This window comes from Bradyrhizobium sp. CIR48, from assembly GCF_014198315.1.
Classification (GTDB): Bacteria; Pseudomonadota; Alphaproteobacteria; order Rhizobiales; family Xanthobacteraceae; genus Bradyrhizobium.
This window is the reverse complement of the sequence record NZ_JACIHG010000003.1, coordinates 211,262-227,292: the sequence shown is the minus strand read 5'-3', so window position 1 is coordinate 227,292 and position 16,031 is coordinate 211,262. Positions and strand designations below refer to the sequence as shown.

9 protein-coding genes and 4 pseudogenes are annotated in these 16,031 nt (G+C 56.5%); 5 read left to right on the top strand and 8 right to left on the bottom strand.

The annotated features are described in order from the left end of the window. Positions 1-318: 318 nt before the first annotated feature. The 4 genes and pseudogenes from GGD66_RS11315 to GGD66_RS42180 form a co-directional block, all read right to left on the bottom strand. A pseudogene (locus tag GGD66_RS11315) lies at positions 319-1,312 on the bottom strand (IS110 family transposase). A 321-nt stretch (positions 1,313-1,633) separates the two neighbouring features. Continuing rightward, the gene (locus GGD66_RS42190) at positions 1,634-1,819 is read right to left on the bottom strand and encodes a hypothetical protein (RefSeq protein WP_312014133.1); all 186 of its coding nucleotides are present in this window, start codon (positions 1,817-1,819) and stop codon (positions 1,634-1,636) included. A gap of 33 nt (positions 1,820-1,852) precedes the next feature. After that, positions 1,853-2,044, bottom strand: a pseudogene (locus tag GGD66_RS42185) (transposase); the annotation flags it as partial. Positions 2,045-2,133: 89 nt separating this feature from the next. Next, positions 2,134-2,454 (bottom strand): transposase, encoded by a 321-nt coding sequence (locus tag GGD66_RS42180; protein ID WP_312014128.1) that lies wholly within the window; start codon positions 2,452-2,454, stop codon positions 2,134-2,136. A gap of 232 nt (positions 2,455-2,686) precedes the next feature. Between GGD66_RS42180 and ectB the strand changes: the two genes are divergently transcribed. Together ectB and GGD66_RS11300 are read left to right on the top strand one after the other, a co-directional pair. After that, positions 2,687-3,988, top strand: coding sequence for a diaminobutyrate--2-oxoglutarate transaminase (gene ectB / locus GGD66_RS11305; protein WP_246788835.1), 1,302 nt, complete (start codon positions 2,687-2,689; stop codon positions 3,986-3,988). A 1,217-nt stretch (positions 3,989-5,205) separates the two neighbouring features. Beyond that, positions 5,206-5,416, top strand: a pseudogene (locus tag GGD66_RS11300) (transposase); the annotation flags it as partial. A gap of 555 nt (positions 5,417-5,971) precedes the next feature. On the opposite strand, the gene GGD66_RS11295 reads toward GGD66_RS11300, so the two are convergent. Both GGD66_RS11295 and GGD66_RS11290 read right to left on the bottom strand, forming a co-directional pair. After that, positions 5,972-6,970 carry a RimK family alpha-L-glutamate ligase gene (locus tag GGD66_RS11295; RefSeq protein ID WP_183257748.1) on the bottom strand — a complete coding sequence of 333 codons (999 nt, stop codon included), beginning with the start codon at positions 6,968-6,970 and terminating at the stop codon, positions 5,972-5,974. A 550-nt stretch (positions 6,971-7,520) separates the two neighbouring features. Then, entirely contained in the window at positions 7,521-8,012 is a 492-nt protein-coding gene (locus GGD66_RS11290; RefSeq protein ID WP_183257747.1) for a GNAT family N-acetyltransferase, read from the bottom strand. 527 nt (positions 8,013-8,539) lie between these two features. On the opposite strand from GGD66_RS11290, the gene GGD66_RS11285 reads away from it, so the two are divergent. Then, positions 8,540-9,040: a GNAT family N-acetyltransferase gene (locus GGD66_RS11285; RefSeq protein WP_183257746.1), complete on the top strand. Its 501-nt coding sequence runs from the start codon at positions 8,540-8,542 to the stop codon at positions 9,038-9,040. 539 nt (positions 9,041-9,579) lie between these two features. Here GGD66_RS11285 and GGD66_RS11280 read toward each other — a convergent pair. Then, complete coding sequence (locus tag GGD66_RS11280; protein WP_183257745.1) at positions 9,580-9,795, bottom strand: hypothetical protein; 216 nt, start codon at positions 9,793-9,795, stop codon at positions 9,580-9,582. 1,137 nt (positions 9,796-10,932) lie between these two features. Here GGD66_RS11280 and GGD66_RS11275 point away from each other — a divergent pair. Further along, positions 10,933-14,076, top strand: a complete 3,144-nt coding sequence (locus GGD66_RS11275; RefSeq protein ID WP_183257744.1) for an amidohydrolase family protein — start codon at positions 10,933-10,935, stop codon at positions 14,074-14,076. A 547-nt stretch (positions 14,077-14,623) separates the two neighbouring features. Then, positions 14,624-15,500, top strand: a pseudogene (locus GGD66_RS11270) (IS630 family transposase); the annotation flags it as partial. A gap of 97 nt (positions 15,501-15,597) precedes the next feature. Here the strand turns inward: GGD66_RS11270 and GGD66_RS11265 are convergent. Then, on the bottom strand, positions 15,598-15,987 hold the full coding sequence (locus GGD66_RS11265) for a cytochrome c (RefSeq protein WP_183257743.1): 390 nt from the start codon (positions 15,985-15,987) through the stop codon (positions 15,598-15,600). Positions 15,988-16,031: the final 44 nt, after the last annotated feature.

Genomic DNA, 16,031 nt, shown 5'->3' with positions numbered 1-16,031 from the left:
CGTTGCCAGTCTTTATGTGACCTTGCCCCCATATGTGGAACGTATATGGACCCCGCCCGATTGCAACGACCGGCTTCATCAGGATCGACGGTCACAACTGCAGACGTATATCCGGCTTCTTGATGCGGCTGGACAACGTCTCCGCCGAGAGCCTCGATGGTTTTCGCCCGCTTCCACCTCAACGGCCCCGAGACATCGGCGCAAGCCGTGCCAGTCCACACATCAGGTTCGGGAAGCGACGGGGTGACCGTTTCGCCATCTCCTGCCATTTGTTGCAATTGCCGGGTGAGACCTCCTTTCCTTGATTGCCGCTTCGCTTCAGGCCGCCTTCACCGACAGCGCCGGCTCATAAGCTGCGTCGCCTGTGAGCATAGCCCACACGACCCGCGCATTCTTGTTGGCAAGAGCCACGGCCGCGACATTGGGATGGCGCCGTTGCCGAATTTTGCCGAGCCAGAGGCTTCGCGGATGCCGCTTGCCAGTGGCCCGGCTTAAAGCGGCGCGAGCTCCGTGAATCATCAGCGTCCGCAGGTATCGATCGCCGCGTTTGCTGATGCCGAACAAGCGGGCAAGCCCTCCACTGGATCGCTGCTTCGGCACCAGGCCAAGCCAAGCCGCGAACTGGCGGCCGTTCTTGAAACAGCTTCTATCGCCTACGGCAGCGATCAAGGCTGTTTTACCGAGCCGCTGGCACTGCTCATTCGTCGGAAGATTTCCCTTATCCGCCGGTCATAGGCTGCAATGCGGGTATCAAGCTCCGACAACTCCTCTTGCAATTCCCTCATGAGCGCTCGGAGCATCTCGCTGAGGCCGTCATTGATGTTCCCTACGATGACAGAGAGGCCGCGCCGCAGCTGCGCGATGTCACGGGCAATGACAATGCCATGCTCGGACAGAAGACCGCGAATCTGGTTGGCGTGCCTGACCCGGTCGGCGACCAGGCGTCGGCGAATGCGGTGGACAGCCTGTACCGCCAGCTGATCGGTTGATTTCGGTGGCATGGACGGACGGCCGACCGCTTCGCAGATGGCTCCGCATCGTTCTGGTCGTTCTTGTTTGACTTGACGTATGGCGTCACGAACTGAGGGGTCATCAGTCGGACCTGATGGCCAAGCGCCGTGAGCACGCGAGCCCAATAGTGTGCCCCGTTGGAAGCCTCCATGCCGACCAGGCAGGCCGGTAAATTGGCGAAAAAGCAGGCCACCGCATCGCGACGCAACCTCTTTCGCACAACGACTTTCCCGTGGTTGTCGACGCCCTGAACTTCGAAGACATACTTCGCCAAATCTAGACCTATCCGAACGACCTGCATGATATCCTCCTTCACTGCAGTTGACGCTCGAGATTTCACCGCGGCGAGGGCGGGGTCCATACCATTGGCCCGCGAGACAAGAGCTTTTTCAGTCGATTTCACACATTGGGACGGTGCGGTCATATGTCCGGCCTTTGCGCGGGGCACAATATGGCCGCTGGCCTAGATGAGATCCGCGGAACGAGGAGCCAAATCAAGTTTACGCGCTTGAGCGCATTGGGGCCAGTAGCTTCATTCGTTTCGGGATCTCGTCCCAAGGTTGATCGCCTGTTGTTGCACCTTGCCCTCTGCCGGCCTGCGCCGGTCAGATCATTTTGGCGGTCACTGCGTCACCGCGGTGACCGCCAATGGGTCGGGACGCCGATAGATTCCGCCCTTGTTCAGGAGCGCCCAGATGATCCGCGCCGTCTCATTGGCCCGCGCGACGGCGGCAACCTTGAAGGGCCGTCTGGCGAGAAGGGCCTTCAGCCGCGGCCGCGCCCGAGCGTCGTTTCGGACGACGCGCAAGACGGCCGTTGCCCCGACAACGAGGAGAGAGCGGAGTTCCGGATTTCCCATCCTGCATATTCGTCCCAGCCGCTCTTTGCCTCCGCTTGAATGAGACCGCGGCGTCTATCCCAGCCAGGCGGCAAAGTGCCGAGCCAACTTGAACCCGACGGAATCCGGCACAAGCGCCTCGATGGTCGCCGCCGTAATGGCGCCGACGCCAGGGATTGTGGTCAACTGACGCATGTCCTCGTCGCGATTCGCCTCCACGACGATTGCGCGCTCGAGCCTCTCGATCTGGTCGGCTGAAGCTTCAATCTCGTCGGCAATAGCCATCAGCGCGAAGCGCGCTGCTGTGGGCAGGCGAGCATCTGTTTCATCCCGTATGATTGCGACCAGCGCCTCAACCTTCCGAGGCCGGCGGTGGCGATGATCCCCAATTCTGCCAGATGCGCGCGCAACGCGTTGACCGCCTGCGTTCGCTGCCGCACTAGAAGAGCGCGGGTCTTCAGCACCATCGCGGCAGCCTGTTGCTCAGCCGTCTTAATCGGCACGAAGCGCATGGTCTTTCGGGTCACCGCTTCGCTGATGGCCTCCGCGTCCGCCGCATCCGTCTTACCACGCTTGACGAAGGGTTTGACATAAGCCGGCGGAATGAGCCGGACCTTATGACCGAGAGCTGCGATCTCGCGTGCCCAATGCGGCGGCCAATGTCATTCTGGCTACGACGTGCATACGCAGGGGCGCTCCCTCAGAGACTACAGGTTCTGGTAGTTTCATTGCTCTCGCTTCTTTTGCAACTACCTGGGAGAAACCAATAATGTATGAAGCCACCCGACCAGCCAGACAAGGTTGCAGATGTATTCACCATTGCTGAGGAGACGTCCAATGGGCGAGGCGATTAGTGTTGAAGCGCGTCAGTTGCGCGCCGTTGAAGAGCTCGAATCCAAGGTCCGCTCATACTCACGTTTGTTTCCTGCTGTTTTCAGTCGTGCTCGCGGCTCCATCATCTTGACTCAGAATGGTCGGCAGATGATTGACTTCTTCTCCGGTGCTGGGGCACTCAATTACGGCCACAACAATCACGGTATCAAAGCTGCTGTTACCGAGTATCTGGCGTCAGATGCTATGATCCATGGGCTTGACATGGCAACTCCTGCTAAGATCGAATTCATGGAGACTTTCAATTCTGTCATACTCGAGAGCCGAGGGCTGCAGTACCGTTACCAGTTCACGGGGCCAACAGGAGCCAACGCAATTGAGGCAGCTCTAAAGCTCGCCCGCAAAGTTACTAAGCGCCAGAATGTCATCACGTTCACTCGTGGGTACCATGGTTTGAGTTTGGGAGCGGTTGCTGCGTCGGGCAACCGCTTTTATCGGCAGGTCAGCGGCGTCTCGTTGTCTGGCACAACTTTCATGCCTTACGATGGTTATCTGGGCTCAGCTGTCGATACGGCTGAGTACGTGCGAAAGATGTTGATGGATGGCGGCAGTGGAATCGACGCTCCAGCAGCCATTTTGGTCGAAACAGTGCAGGGCGAAGGTGGAATAAATGTAGCTAGCAAGAGGTGGTTGCAGTCCATCCAGACGATTGCAAAGGATGTTGGCGCCCTTTTCGTAGTGGACGATATCCAAATGGGTTGTGGACGCACGGGTGAGTTCTTCAGCTTCGAGTTTGCGGCGTTGTCGCCCGATGTCATCGTGCTATCAAAGTCGCTAAGTGGCTACGGTCTTCCTTTGTCAATGTTGTTGATCAAGGAAGGCTTAGACGCATGGGACCCGGGAGAACACACTGGAACGTTTCGAGGGAACAACCTGGCCCTAGTGTCTGCAACCGCAGCCATAAACATGTACTGGCGCTGCACGAGGTTCTCGGAGGAGGTTCGTCGTATGGGAGCGCTATTGCGAAACCGACTTCAGGCTATTGCATCGGAGCACGGAAATGGGTTTTCTGTTCGAGGCCGCGGTATGGCATTAGGGTTCGATTGCCAAACGACCGAAATCGCCGAAGCAACGACAAGAAGGGCATTTGAGAGGGGATTAATTGTCGAACGATGCGGGCCCGACGATCAAGTTGTGAAGTTCCTTCCAGCGCTCACAATCGATCTCGAGACGTTAAATCAGGGGCTGGGGATATTCGAGGAAGCGTTGATCGAAACGGTGACTCAATTACGAAGTAGAAGCTCTTGAATTGCAGCGGCGTAGAGTCTGATACGGCCGGTCTGCTTTCGAGCGGCTGATCGTCAATAAGGGGGCCGAATGACTAGCAAGGGCTTCATTATGACTTCATCGCTTGTCAAAGTCCCTCGTAGCCCGCCTGCGCCTGCTCGTCTCATCTATAGTTGCATGGATTGTGGCGCGTCGAGCCATGCTGGCAGATCAACGCGGTTCATTGTGGCCCTTTATGCCGCCCGCCGAACTATGCCGAGTCGGATCGCTTTCCCCCAGATTTCTCGCTGATCGGCGTTTGCCTTCGGCATCTGCCTCCGCTGTCAAAAGCGGAGAACAGGAAGATGGAAGCAGAGTACTTGGACAGAAGCCGGCTGTGGGGCGTCTCAGAAGCGGGCTGCACGGACGGTACGTCGAGACACCGCTCGTCCCGTCGAAGAGAGGCTTGTTCGGCGCGGCACATAGCGTTTCCTCAGGTGGTTGGCGGGCTCTTGAGTTGGATCGCGGGCCGTCGCTACAAGCTCGTCAACCTCAGGCCGTTGAGTGCGGTACGTCAGACATCGAGGCGGGAGGCAGTCTATCCAACCAGTTGATAACGCGCTCAAGCGATGGCCGTCGGTGCTGCGCGAAGAGGGCGCGATCGCTCCGTTGGTGCTGCCGCCTGTCATCTCGCACGAACGGATCTTCAAGAAACTCGACGTCTACCTGCGATCAGAGCGCGGCTTGGCCTGTCCATCGTCCTCGATCTCCCGGACATCCGCAGCTTCCTGCATGAAGTGTAGTCCAGCCGCGTCGTCGCCCTATGCAAGATCGGCCGACAGGACGTGATCCACCACATTGAGCGCCACGCCCGGGATCGAAGCCCGCAACAGGCAAGGCGATGTGCTGGTCGTTGCGCGCCGTTTTCCGTTACCTCCACCATCGGGGGCCGAACGCGAGTCCGTTGGCGGATTGGTTTCCATCGATGCAACTATGGAAACTCGCAACTCTGCCGACCTATCTGCCTGCCGCTCAGGTGCGAAGGCTCTCGATGGTTTCGACCGAGAGACCGTGATGGCACGGCGCGAATGCGCGAGTGCGGGGATCGTTGCGGAGATCTCTGCGAGCGGCGACGACTGGATTTGTTCGCTAGCGCGACCGCATGGATTGTCGCCGCAGCAATGTTTGGCTGGCGACGTCGGTTGTGAGAAGCCGGGGGCGGTCATTCCGAAGCGGAAGTACAGTTTGCCCTGGCGTCGGCATTGATCAGCCAAAGGGGCGCAAGTTGCCAACCCATCCGCTATGCACTCTCACGCTGGGAAGGTCTGACACGGCTTCATCGGTGGTGGCCGTACCGAAATGGACAACAACGTTGTCGAATGCGCTATCCACCCGATCACACTCAACCGGAAAATGACGATGTTTGCGGGCTCCGACGGTGGTGCCGAGCATTGGGCCATCATCGCCTCCGGTCGCAGACCATTTGACAGCAACCCAATTGGCAGCCCGCCTCGGGATTCTCAAAAGTAAATCTATGTTCAGCTCAAGCGAGGGAGCATCCTGACCGTCCGAGAGCCTTCAGGCCGCTTTCTCTTCCCCGACAACGCAACCGCCTTGCACGCCAACCGCAGCTTGAGACATCACCAGGTCGAAGATCGATCTGAGGGAGGATCACCATGAAAAGTACGGGCATAAACATAGGCCTTGAGCATACAGGCCATCTATGCCGCCGAAATCGATATCGTGCCGGCCGCCGCCGAGGACAATTTGCCGCGTCAAGGCGCTTGATGGTAAGCGCCAAGCCTTGCGTGCTGCGGCGCCCGCGAAGACAACTTTTAAGGCGTCTGGTCAGCCATCCATCTATGCCTTAAATCTCCATCGGACCGCGCGCATCGATCTTAAACTCTTTCTCCATTTGCGGAAGAAGCTCTCCATCGGCATCGTCGAAGCAGTCGTCCATCATCCTTCCAGCACGCAAGATAACGCGGTGATATCGATTTTTCGTCTCCGAGTGCAAAGCGCGTTTCAGGAACGCGAATTATTCTTGAAGTGAGCAATGATCAACTCGGAAACTTTATCTGAGCGATCTACCCCAGACGCACACTGCAAGTCGTATAGCCCTCCCGGATTTACAAGATTTACTTCGATTATGTAGGGATAAGCAACGTCAATTCCAACGAAGTTGATTCCGTGAGCCATAAGCTTCCGACCGACCGACTCGGCTAGCTGAATTTCATTTTCATTCAGGTCGACCGGAATAGGTGTTCCTCCTAGCACTATATTTGACCTGTGATCGTCTGGATGCCCGATTCGACCGTGCCAAGCGACTGCCTCTCCGCAAGCAACGATGATACGCTTTTCGCCGCGGACCACTTCAGGAATATACTTCTGAAGAACGGCGTACTCGGCTTTGAAGCCGCCCAGTTCGCCATAGCTATCTTTGTGCGCAGTTGTATTTCCAGTAAGGCATTGCAGGATTGCTCGGACATTTGGCCCTTTGGGGGTAAGTACAAAGACATTTTGTCCGCAGGTGGAATTTGGCGGCTTAGCTACCCACCACTGATCTGAAGTTTCTTGGCAGCGATCCCATAGCAGCGAAAAATCGTTCGATATGTACGACAGAGCTCTGTTTGCCTTAGGCACGACGTAGCCCAATGCATGTTTTGGAGTAAGGAATACCAGACCTTCGATGCTGTTAACAAAGGACGTGGTACGAGAAGCCAGCCAAAGCATTTGCCAGATGTCAAGAGATACACGATCCTGAGGATGGCCCATGACCCAGACTAATTGGCATTCGTCGAGAAAATAAGCATTTCGAGTTCCTCTTGCGACGCAGCCGGGATGATACGGCTCGGCGTTTTGAGGCGTTAGAACTCCTTTTGTGAAAAAGCGATAATCGTCTGCCGAAATTGAATTCAACTCGCCGATAATTACCTCCCAACCCAACCGGCGAAACGCGTTACTGATAGGTGCGTCGTTCTCGCCTAAGCAGTCGAGGGTGTTAGTGAGTATCAGCAGCCTCATTACATTCTCCTACAGCGAAACTCTCGTCTGAGTTCCACATCACGCAGGGTGGCCTGACCGTCAACATAAATCACTCGAAGCACCCGGCGAGTTGCGGCCAGCCTGGGCTCCGCTATTGCGGCCAGGCTGCATGGTGCCGCTAGCAACGCGCGTGCCAATAGACAACTGAGTTCGTCTGAAAAGGTAAGTGTCCATTGAAGACGGCCAGAACCTTAGATTGGACAGAGTTCATGCCGCTGTCGGGGTCAGAACGACGATTTGCAGCTAGTGGACAAAAGGCTGCATGCGGCCTCGCGATTAGTCGTTTCACCTGGGGAGGCGCGAGCGCAAGCAGGGTTCCGGCCGTATCCTAGTTCGCATAGACCCGTGTAAGGCAGCGCATTTTCGCAAACGAAGTGCGTCTCCTGTCGGCAGTGTTAGCCGATGTCCGTGCCGCTGATGGCGTTTTACTGCGCAGGGCGATTGCAGTGCTTGAGCTCGCGTGGACTTTAGGAGCTCTTCGTGGCGGCTCGGTGCCCCCTGTTTGGCGCCCGCCAGAGGAAGGCAGACATCACCGCAACTGCTTCCACAGCCATACGTCATTGTGCCATTCACCTCGAATACGTGAGAGTTCGCGCAAGGTGGCGACACGTCGAAATCCGAACAGATTGAAATTCTTGATTGCTCCCACATTTCTCTCAAAGGTGCGGCCGAACAGCCCACGTAGTCCAAAAGTGTTGGCGGTGTCGATCAAATGCGCGAGCATCAACTTCCCAATTCCCCTTCTTCGGTGTTTTTCATCAACATAAAATGAGACCTCGGGGAGCTCTATATATTCAGGACGAACTGAAAACGCATTTAGCGAGCACCAGGCGATTGTCTTCCTGCTGTCATCTTGATAGACGAAAGCCGCATACGGACCTTGATGCTGCTCAAGCCAAGCCAAACGTTCGGAGGGAGTGTCAGGCGACACCTGACTTGTGGCAAAGACGCCAGGTGCTATCGCTTGATTATAAATTGCCGTGATGTCTTCAACATCTGAACATTTTGCGCGTCGAATCACTAGCACCTCCGATCTGTTTGATTGCTGGTTGTAATGTTAACGCGAGCTATGAAGTGATTGGCCCGCCCGGCAACCGCTCCCGGTTGCTTAGGCGGCTAGACTAGACACTCTCGTGGAGAGCACAGTCAGAGTTCGTGTGGTCAACGATACGACCATCATAACCGCTTCCACCAGCTACGGTCTCTGGTAGGTTTCGGGAGGCTAGTTGTACATTAGCGTTCGGTGTATGTCCTCGATGAACTTGGGTGGCCTTCTGCAGTGCCGTTGCTTAGGAACGTCAGTAGAGGGACGGTTCACTCACATGTATCGCGAACGAAACTCCCACGATCATGACGTTGTGGGCGAAAGGGAGAATAGCTGCGTTAGAGAACTCAGGCGGCATCGCGCACGTCACCTGATTGCACGTTAAAGGTTACTAACCAGAGGGCTCCTCGGCGAAGAAAAGTCGACGGGAAGAGTGCGCCACTCGTCATTGAAATACACGTCTGAATTAACCCGCGTCATCCCAAACGAGTTGGACGGTAAAAATGCGGTACGAACTGCGCCGGCTGCGAGAATGCGATTTACCTGAAGTAACTGAAATCTATACGGCCGCTTGCCGAGACCGGGAATCGACGCAAGGAACACGTCGTTGGAGCGTCGCAGAGATGCATGAATTCATATTCGCACGTCGTCCCTCATTTGTATCCTACACGTGTATTAGAAAAGGTAACGTGATCGGATGGGCAGCACTTACTCAGCACCATGTCAATGAAGGGGTGCGGCAGACAGCGGAGCTATCGCTCTTTGTTCAAGGGCCCTTTCGTAGCAAAGGAGTCGGATCCGCGCTTGCGCGTGCTATTCTAAGGCAACCAAGGACAGACAATCTACATTGCGTCTTAGCAATGACATTTGCCGATGCGCCGAACGCTATTGCCTTCGCAGAACGAAAATGCGGCCTTTCGATTGTGGGATGTCTCCCGGGGGCGTTTTCCCACGGTGAAAAAAACTACGATATTCTGGTTTTGCAAAGACTTCTAGTTTCGTGAACGAAGACCGAATGTAAGTTCGTGTTCCACCATTGTGCGCGTTCCAGTCGGTGCGCCAACCTCGACCGCGACATGGGGGCCAAGGACTGATTTGTCTGACTGCGGCCCTGGTATGGATCATACGTAATCTCCTGATGAATTGTATGGGCCCATCCGGTAGTCTGTCGGCTCGATTAGATGCGGCGTCACCGTTCGTGTCGCTGTACGTCCTCAGGACCGCGCTGTCTCGCACAGCGTCACTTCGATTTGAGAAGTATCGTCATCTCCATCCGACCGCGGAGCGTTTGAGGTGGAGGCGGGCGTCCTTGCACTCTGGTTTCGTTACTGATCGCAGCCGAAACGAGGGGCTCAAGCTCTTCCAAATCCTGGTAGGAAGCGCGCTTGCCTAAACACGGCTCCATATCATGGTTCGGTTCTTTTAGTTGGCCAACGCGAGGTTCAACCGGAGTAAGCCTCCAGCACCATCTCACCGCGATAGCTTCCATCCCGAAGCTGGCAGGCGCACCAAGTCATTCCGAGCGGAGAGCGCAGTGAAAAGATCAGAAAATATCGAGCTCGATCTCCTCCGTCAGTTCGACAACGAGTTCTGAATGATGGCCAACGCTGAGAGCGTATTTCAATGCCTGGCTGCGGTTCACAAATACTCCGCCAAATAGACCATTCTGTTCGCGCGCGATCCAGTGTCCCTGGCGATTCTTACCAATCAAGATCCTGGGAGTCGAAGGGATACGGGAAGGAGGCTCAGCTAGCTTCATTGTTTGTCCCAGGAATGTGAAAGTGAAGCGCTGCTCTCACCTGTGGATCGACGCTTGGTGTCGTTCGGCGTCTGATCCCGCAGGTGCTAGACAGCGATCTTCGATCGCTCTCGTAGCCGGCCGCTTCGGCCCGTCACAAAGAGCCGTTCACGACAGAGCGCGATTCGTGTGTCCCTCGTTCAAGTGATTTACTTGATTGACGATCGTCATTCGGCGTTCGCTGCATTAAGGTCTACAACCTCTTTCGCGAAGCGCGGGAACTTTCCCGCGGATCGGCCGAGGTCGCCGCGTCTACGCCGACCGACAACCGTTTTCGTTACTGGGATGTCTTGCCTATCAACCGGTACTCGTAAGAAACGCATCGCACATTATTGTATTTGGCATCAACTGCTACGGCCGGGAGTTGACTCGCGGACATAGTGGGTACCGGCAACAGTTAGGCAATCAATGACACATGCAAAGAAGCGCGAGTACAGCAAGCGGGTTGTGCCACGTTACCACGCTGAAATCTGAGCTCTAGAGCCATGCGAACTGCGGGCGCTCAGGAGTGTCCTCGGGGCTAGCGAGACCGGGGCTTAGGAGCTTTGAATTGTCTATGCGTCGCATCTTGGAAAATTGTGCCTTGCGAGCTTGGTAATGGTGGCCAAGTTCAACTCGGCATGGGTTTGCAATAACCGGGGCACTCGCCAACGACAAATGAAATGCTTATCAGCGAATTATTGGAGTGGCCTCTCCGGAGGTGCCTAGGTTTGCTATCTCTGGCGCGATTGAGCCGCTTGTAAGCACTGCAGCGTCATTGCAAAGCGCACTGGCCCGATATGTGCTTGCGATTCGACGCAGCAAAGTTTGGAGGAGGCCATGCCACTCGCGTACCCGAGTTTGTAAGAGAGAGCCGCGGTCTTGGTTCGGCTCAACTCATCCTTAGTAGGGCTATGTTCCGCGAGGGCAGCGCGAACTATATAGGCGCGTCTTGGATCTGTCGCAGGCGTTTTAGCATCACAGAACGTCATCGGCGTCGAAGCCGCGAGAGAGGTGGTCCCGCTCGCAATCATTCCGGATGTCAAACGAATGGGCCCCCCGCCAGGGCCGTCATTGCCGGAATAGAACGACACGCAATCGAAGAGGAATTGTGAGAGAATGATGACAACCTTACGCCGTAGGATCAGTCGCCGTAAGGTGTTGTCGCTGGGCGGCGGCGCGATACTGGCCCCTTATGACCTTTCCTTGTCTGCTATGTCCCCTTCCAGGGACGAACACTACGCCGTTGTTGCTGAGGGAACCAATATCTCTGCCGCCGTGTCGCCTACTGGGCAGACGGTGGCATTTGATCTAGCCGGGAGCCTTTGGCTTGTGGACATCCGCGGTGGAGTCGCACGACGGATAACTGACGAACTCGGCGACGTCGCGCACCCCGACTGGTCCCCAGACGGCAAAGAGATCGTTTTCCAATGCTATCGGGACGGAAAATTTCATCTCTGGACAATCTGCGTCGATGGCACCGGGTTGAGGCAACTTACGCGCGGTCCTAACGATGATCGCGAGCCAACCTACTCTCCGGATGGGCAGCGAATAGCATTCTCGTCGGACCGCGGGCTGGGTTACGGCATCTACGCTTTTGATAGGAATACGGGCGCCGTGAAAGCGCTGGTAGATACCGCCGCCGAAGAAACCGAGCCGGCCTGGTCGCGCAACGGACGAATGATCGCATTCGTCACGAACAGATCATCCCTCGATGTCTTGGACGAACGGGGTAACCGGAAAGAAATTGCATCTGTCCAAAACCCGACGAACATTCTCAATCGCCAGGAGATTCACGCCCCATCCTGGTCTCCCGATGGCGATCTCACGTACATGATAGTCGACAATGATACGGTCCAGTTGCATCGTCCTCGGGGCGTCGTAGTTCAAGGCGAAGACGTGTTTCCATTTCGCGCATCATGGTTGCCGACCGGCGAATTTGTTTACACGTCAGGCGGCAAGATCCGGCGGCGCCGCCTGGAAACAGCGGAGTCTTCCGTTATTGAATTCTCCGCACAGCTTGCAATCGTAGAACCGCATTACAAGAAAGTCCGTCGGGATTTCGATTCGGTCGCACTACGTCCGGTCCTCGGTATCGGCAGCCCAGCCTTGTCGCCGAATGGCCGCAATATCGCTTTCCGCGCGCTCAACGATATCTGGAGGATGACGATTGGAGAGCGGCCGTGCCGCATTTGCGGTGACGGATTCCATAAATCCGACCCGGCCTGGTCGCCCGACGGGCGTTGGCTGTCTTACTCGAGTGACCGCGGCGGAAAGCTAGATATCTGGTTGCGCGACCTCAACACCGGCGAGGATCGCCAACTCACCCACGTCTCCTATGCCGCGGTGTCCGGCTCTTGGTCGCACGACGGCAAATTGATTGCTTTTTTGGATCAGACCGGCACTCTTTATACGATAGAGGTCGAGAGCGGCTCTATTCAGAAAGTCTATGGTCCTTTATGGGAACCGGGCAGACCGAGTTGGGGACCTGATGGGCGGACGATTGCCCTAGCAGCGTTCAAACCCTACTCCCGTAGCTATCGCGAAGGGCTAAGTGAAATCCTCACTGTCGATCGAATGACCGGCGAGGTTGAATATCAATCTCCCCTTCCACATCGATCGCTCGGCACGCGTGGCGATGATGGACCTGTGTGGTCACCTGACGGGACGAAGGTCGCTTTTGTGCTGGCTAGTTTGCTGTACGTCGCTTCGGTCGATGCCCGGTGCAAGCTGACCAGCGTGCCACGCGCGATCAACGCGGAGGTTACGGATGCTCCGAGTTGGAGCGGCGACTCCAAAATGCTGCTTTATCTATCTAATGGATGTTTGCGGCTGATTGCGGCCGACGGGGGAGAGCCAGAAAGCGTGCCGCTCTCGATTCATTGGGCGATGTCGAAGCCTGCGGGGCGAACCGTACTTCGCGTCGGACGCTTATGGGATGCTCGCATTGCGGACCTTCGCGAAAACGTCGATATTGTCATCGACACGAACAAGATCGCTGCCATTGTGCCCCAGAACGGCAACACCTACGGCGATGCCAAGATCGTCGATGCTCCTGGGTCGACAGCTATGCCCGGATTAATGGATATGCACACGCATCGACAAATGCAGGGATATTCATACGGTGACCGGCAAGGACGATTATGGCTTTCGCTTGGAATCACGACGACGCGGTCGGTCGGCTCGCCGGCATACCACATGCTGGAAGACAGGGAATCCATCGAGTCCAGCACACGTGTGGGGCCACGTCATTTTGGAACCGGCGAAGCTATCGATGGCTCTAGGATATTTTACAATTTCATGCGTCCGCTCACGGAGCCAGGGCAATTGTCGCGCGAGTTGCAACGCGCAGAAGCCTTGTCGTATGACCTCGTCAAAACCTATGTCCGGCTGGCACCGGAGGCGCAACGCGACGTAATTGCCTGGGCGCATGCTCGGGGTCTGCACGTTACGTCTCACTACCAGTATCCGGCCGCGGCGTTCGGAGCGGACGGCATGGAGCATCTCGGTGCCACAAGCCGACTCGGTTACTCGCGAACCATGAGCCGATCAGGCGCGGCCTATCAGGATGTGCTTAAGATGTTCGTGCAAAGCGGCATGACCTGTACGCCCACCTTGTTCGCTGCAAATGCATTGCTAGGTGAGGATAGTTCGTGGACAGATGACATCCGGATCAAAACACTTTATCCCACGTGGGAGTATGCACGACTGAAGGAGCGCATTAGACTGATGTCCGGTCCGAAACGGCTGGTCACCCTCGCCGAGCTCGAACGCAACGTCATACAAGTCAGAGAGTTATTGCGCGCGGGTGGGCGCATAATCACTGGCACAGACGCACCGATCGATTTCCCGGCCATCAGCTTGCACCTCAATCTGCGGGCGATGGTTCGGTTTGGTGTAACTCCATATCAAGCGTTGCTTATGGCTTCCCGATATCCCGGAGAGTTTCTAGGCGAGCCTTTAGGGACGATTGCCGAAGGGGCGCTTGCTGATATCGTCCTGGTCGATGGAAACCCGTTGCTGCGTATCGAGGATGCCGCAAACGTCGACTATGTAATCAAGAATGGCGACGTCTTTAGCGTGAAGGATCTGCTGGCTCCTTTCGTCACAACGCAAGTTCAGCATGGCAGGAACAAGACATTGCTGCCAGTTCGGACCTCCGTGAACGAAGCGCGTTTCTGGTGGCACGGAAAGGAATTTGTTGAGAATAGCAGAGTTTGCTGCTGCTGTACGGCCACACCGCGGCTGCGCTGCACCGGTTAGAGTTTAAGATCGCGACAGAATCGACGGCTTGAAGCGGCAGTCGGTTGGGGTCCGCCTTAAATCATTGTGCCGGTCGGCTCAAGCCATTGCGCTCCTTGGATGTCAGCTTGCTGCGACCGAAAAGACCCCTAGGGCCGCGTTGGCAGCATTGGCCGCCGATCGCCGCGCGCCGCAGCGACCGAATGGGGCGCGACTGACGCGAGCATTGTCTACCAGCTTGAATCCCAACTCAAGATTATGGGAAACCGGGGCTAGGTCGGTTGGCTACCCAGGCAGTACAGATGTTCGAAGCTCAGGCTCGTATGGCTGGCGAGGTCGCCAAAGATCTAGAACGGCTTGTGCGAAGGTAGGTTCAGCGCGAAAGTGACACGTCGCATCACGAACACTCCGAAGGAGGCGCGTATAGCCCGATGACGGTATCAACAAGGGATGCCATGCTCGATCGGCGGGGACAAGTAGAGCATTTCTTCCTTAATTGAATCGGAGGGGATTCCGGGTTTGGGCGGATTGTGATTCAGATGCTGACTGGATTGGCGGCAAGGATCGCATGACCCGACCTCTTTCTCTGGATCTTCGCGAACGAGTCGTGGAGTCGCTTCTTCAGGCGAGACCTGCCGGTCTGCGCAGAAGGGTTTGGCCTTGCGGTCTCGTCGGTTGTCAGTGGCCAGCGACAGCGGCGACCCGCTGGGTTATGCCTGGCAAGATGGGCAGCCATCTCAAGCCTGTGTTTGATCCGCCCTGGGCCTTCATCGCCGAGCGGATCACTCAGACGCCGCACCCGACTTACATGGTCTGAAAGTAGAACTGGCACCCCGTGGGGAGCACGCAAAAACACCGTTCGGCCTCGAACACGCTCGCGCCGAGGTCTCTCGTAAGCGCAGCGTTGGCGATCCTGGCAAGCCGGGCTCGATCCAGGCCGGCTCGTTTTCATCGACGAGACCTGATTCAAAGCAACATAGCCCCTTTGCGGGGCTGGGGCTCAAAAGGGCGCGCCTGCGCGGCTTCGCGCCGCACTTTAACCGGCGTACCCTCACATTCTTGGCGCGCTCCGTCATGGCCAACTCACGGCACCATGCGTCTTCGATGGCCCATCAACGGCGAATGCTTCCGCGCTCACTGAAGTACCTTCTCCTGCCAACGGTGCGTGAAGGGGATATCGTCATTCTCGCATCTCGGGTGCCACGCGTCGAACACCGTCAGGGAGATGATCAAGGCCGCCGGCGCTAGGCACTGGCACCTGCCGCCATACTCGCCCGACCTCAACCAAATCGAGCAGACCTTCTCAAATCGAACACTGGATGCGGCAAGCTCAGAAACGCACCGTGGAGGACACTTGACGCCACATCGGCCATCTCGTCCAGGACATCCAACCTCGCGAATGCGCTAACTACTTCGCTCACGCCGCGTTCTGCTTCAGTCAAGATGTGAAGCGCTCTAGTCAACCTGTGCCGGCTAAACCGCTACCAGTCGCCGGACCACAATTAGGACCAAGAAAACGTTGTCACCGGCTAATGCGTCCAATCACCTTCGCGCCACCCGTACGTCTCCTGCTATCACTGAGTCTGAGTAGCTGTTTCCGAAATGCGTACGAAGATAATTCACGACTTCGGCGATCTGATCGTCGTTCATCATTTCGCCGAAAGGGGGCATGCCGCGGCGGCCGTTGAGGACTACGTCAATCACATAAAAGCTTGCTTCGAGATTGTGATTGGCGACGAGCGACGGATAGGTGCCCGCGGCTCTCGCTCCCGTGCCATCGGCCATATGGCAACCGCGGCACACAGTGATATACAGCCGCTCGCCAGTCGTTTCGACAAAGCGATAGCTTGAGGAAAAATGGCGGCCCTTCCGCAGCGGCAAGTCGTTTTGCCCTAGCACAGAATACGAGGACTGCAACAACACCGCAGCCATGCAAGCGATGGTGACGTGCTTTATGCGGCGGATGTACCCTGGCA

Bases quoted from the DNA above. Each gene is read 5' to 3' on its own strand.
- ectB (WP_246788835.1), top strand. From the start codon at position 2,687: ATGGGCGAGGCGATTAGTGTTGAAGCGCGTCAGTTGCGCGCCGTTGAA.
- GGD66_RS11295 (WP_183257748.1), bottom strand. From the start codon at position 6,970: ATGAGGCTGCTGATACTCACTAACACCCTCGACTGCTTAGGCGAGAAC.
- GGD66_RS11285 (WP_183257746.1), top strand. From the start codon at position 8,540: ATGCGGTACGAACTGCGCCGGCTGCGAGAATGCGATTTACCTGAAGTA.
- GGD66_RS11280 (WP_183257745.1), bottom strand. From the start codon at position 9,795: ATGAAGCTAGCTGAGCCTCCTTCCCGTATCCCTTCGACTCCCAGGATC.
- GGD66_RS11275 (WP_183257744.1), top strand. From the start codon at position 10,933: ATGATGACAACCTTACGCCGTAGGATCAGTCGCCGTAAGGTGTTGTCG.
- GGD66_RS11265 (WP_183257743.1), bottom strand. From the start codon at position 15,987: ATGGCTGCGGTGTTGTTGCAGTCCTCGTATTCTGTGCTAGGGCAAAAC.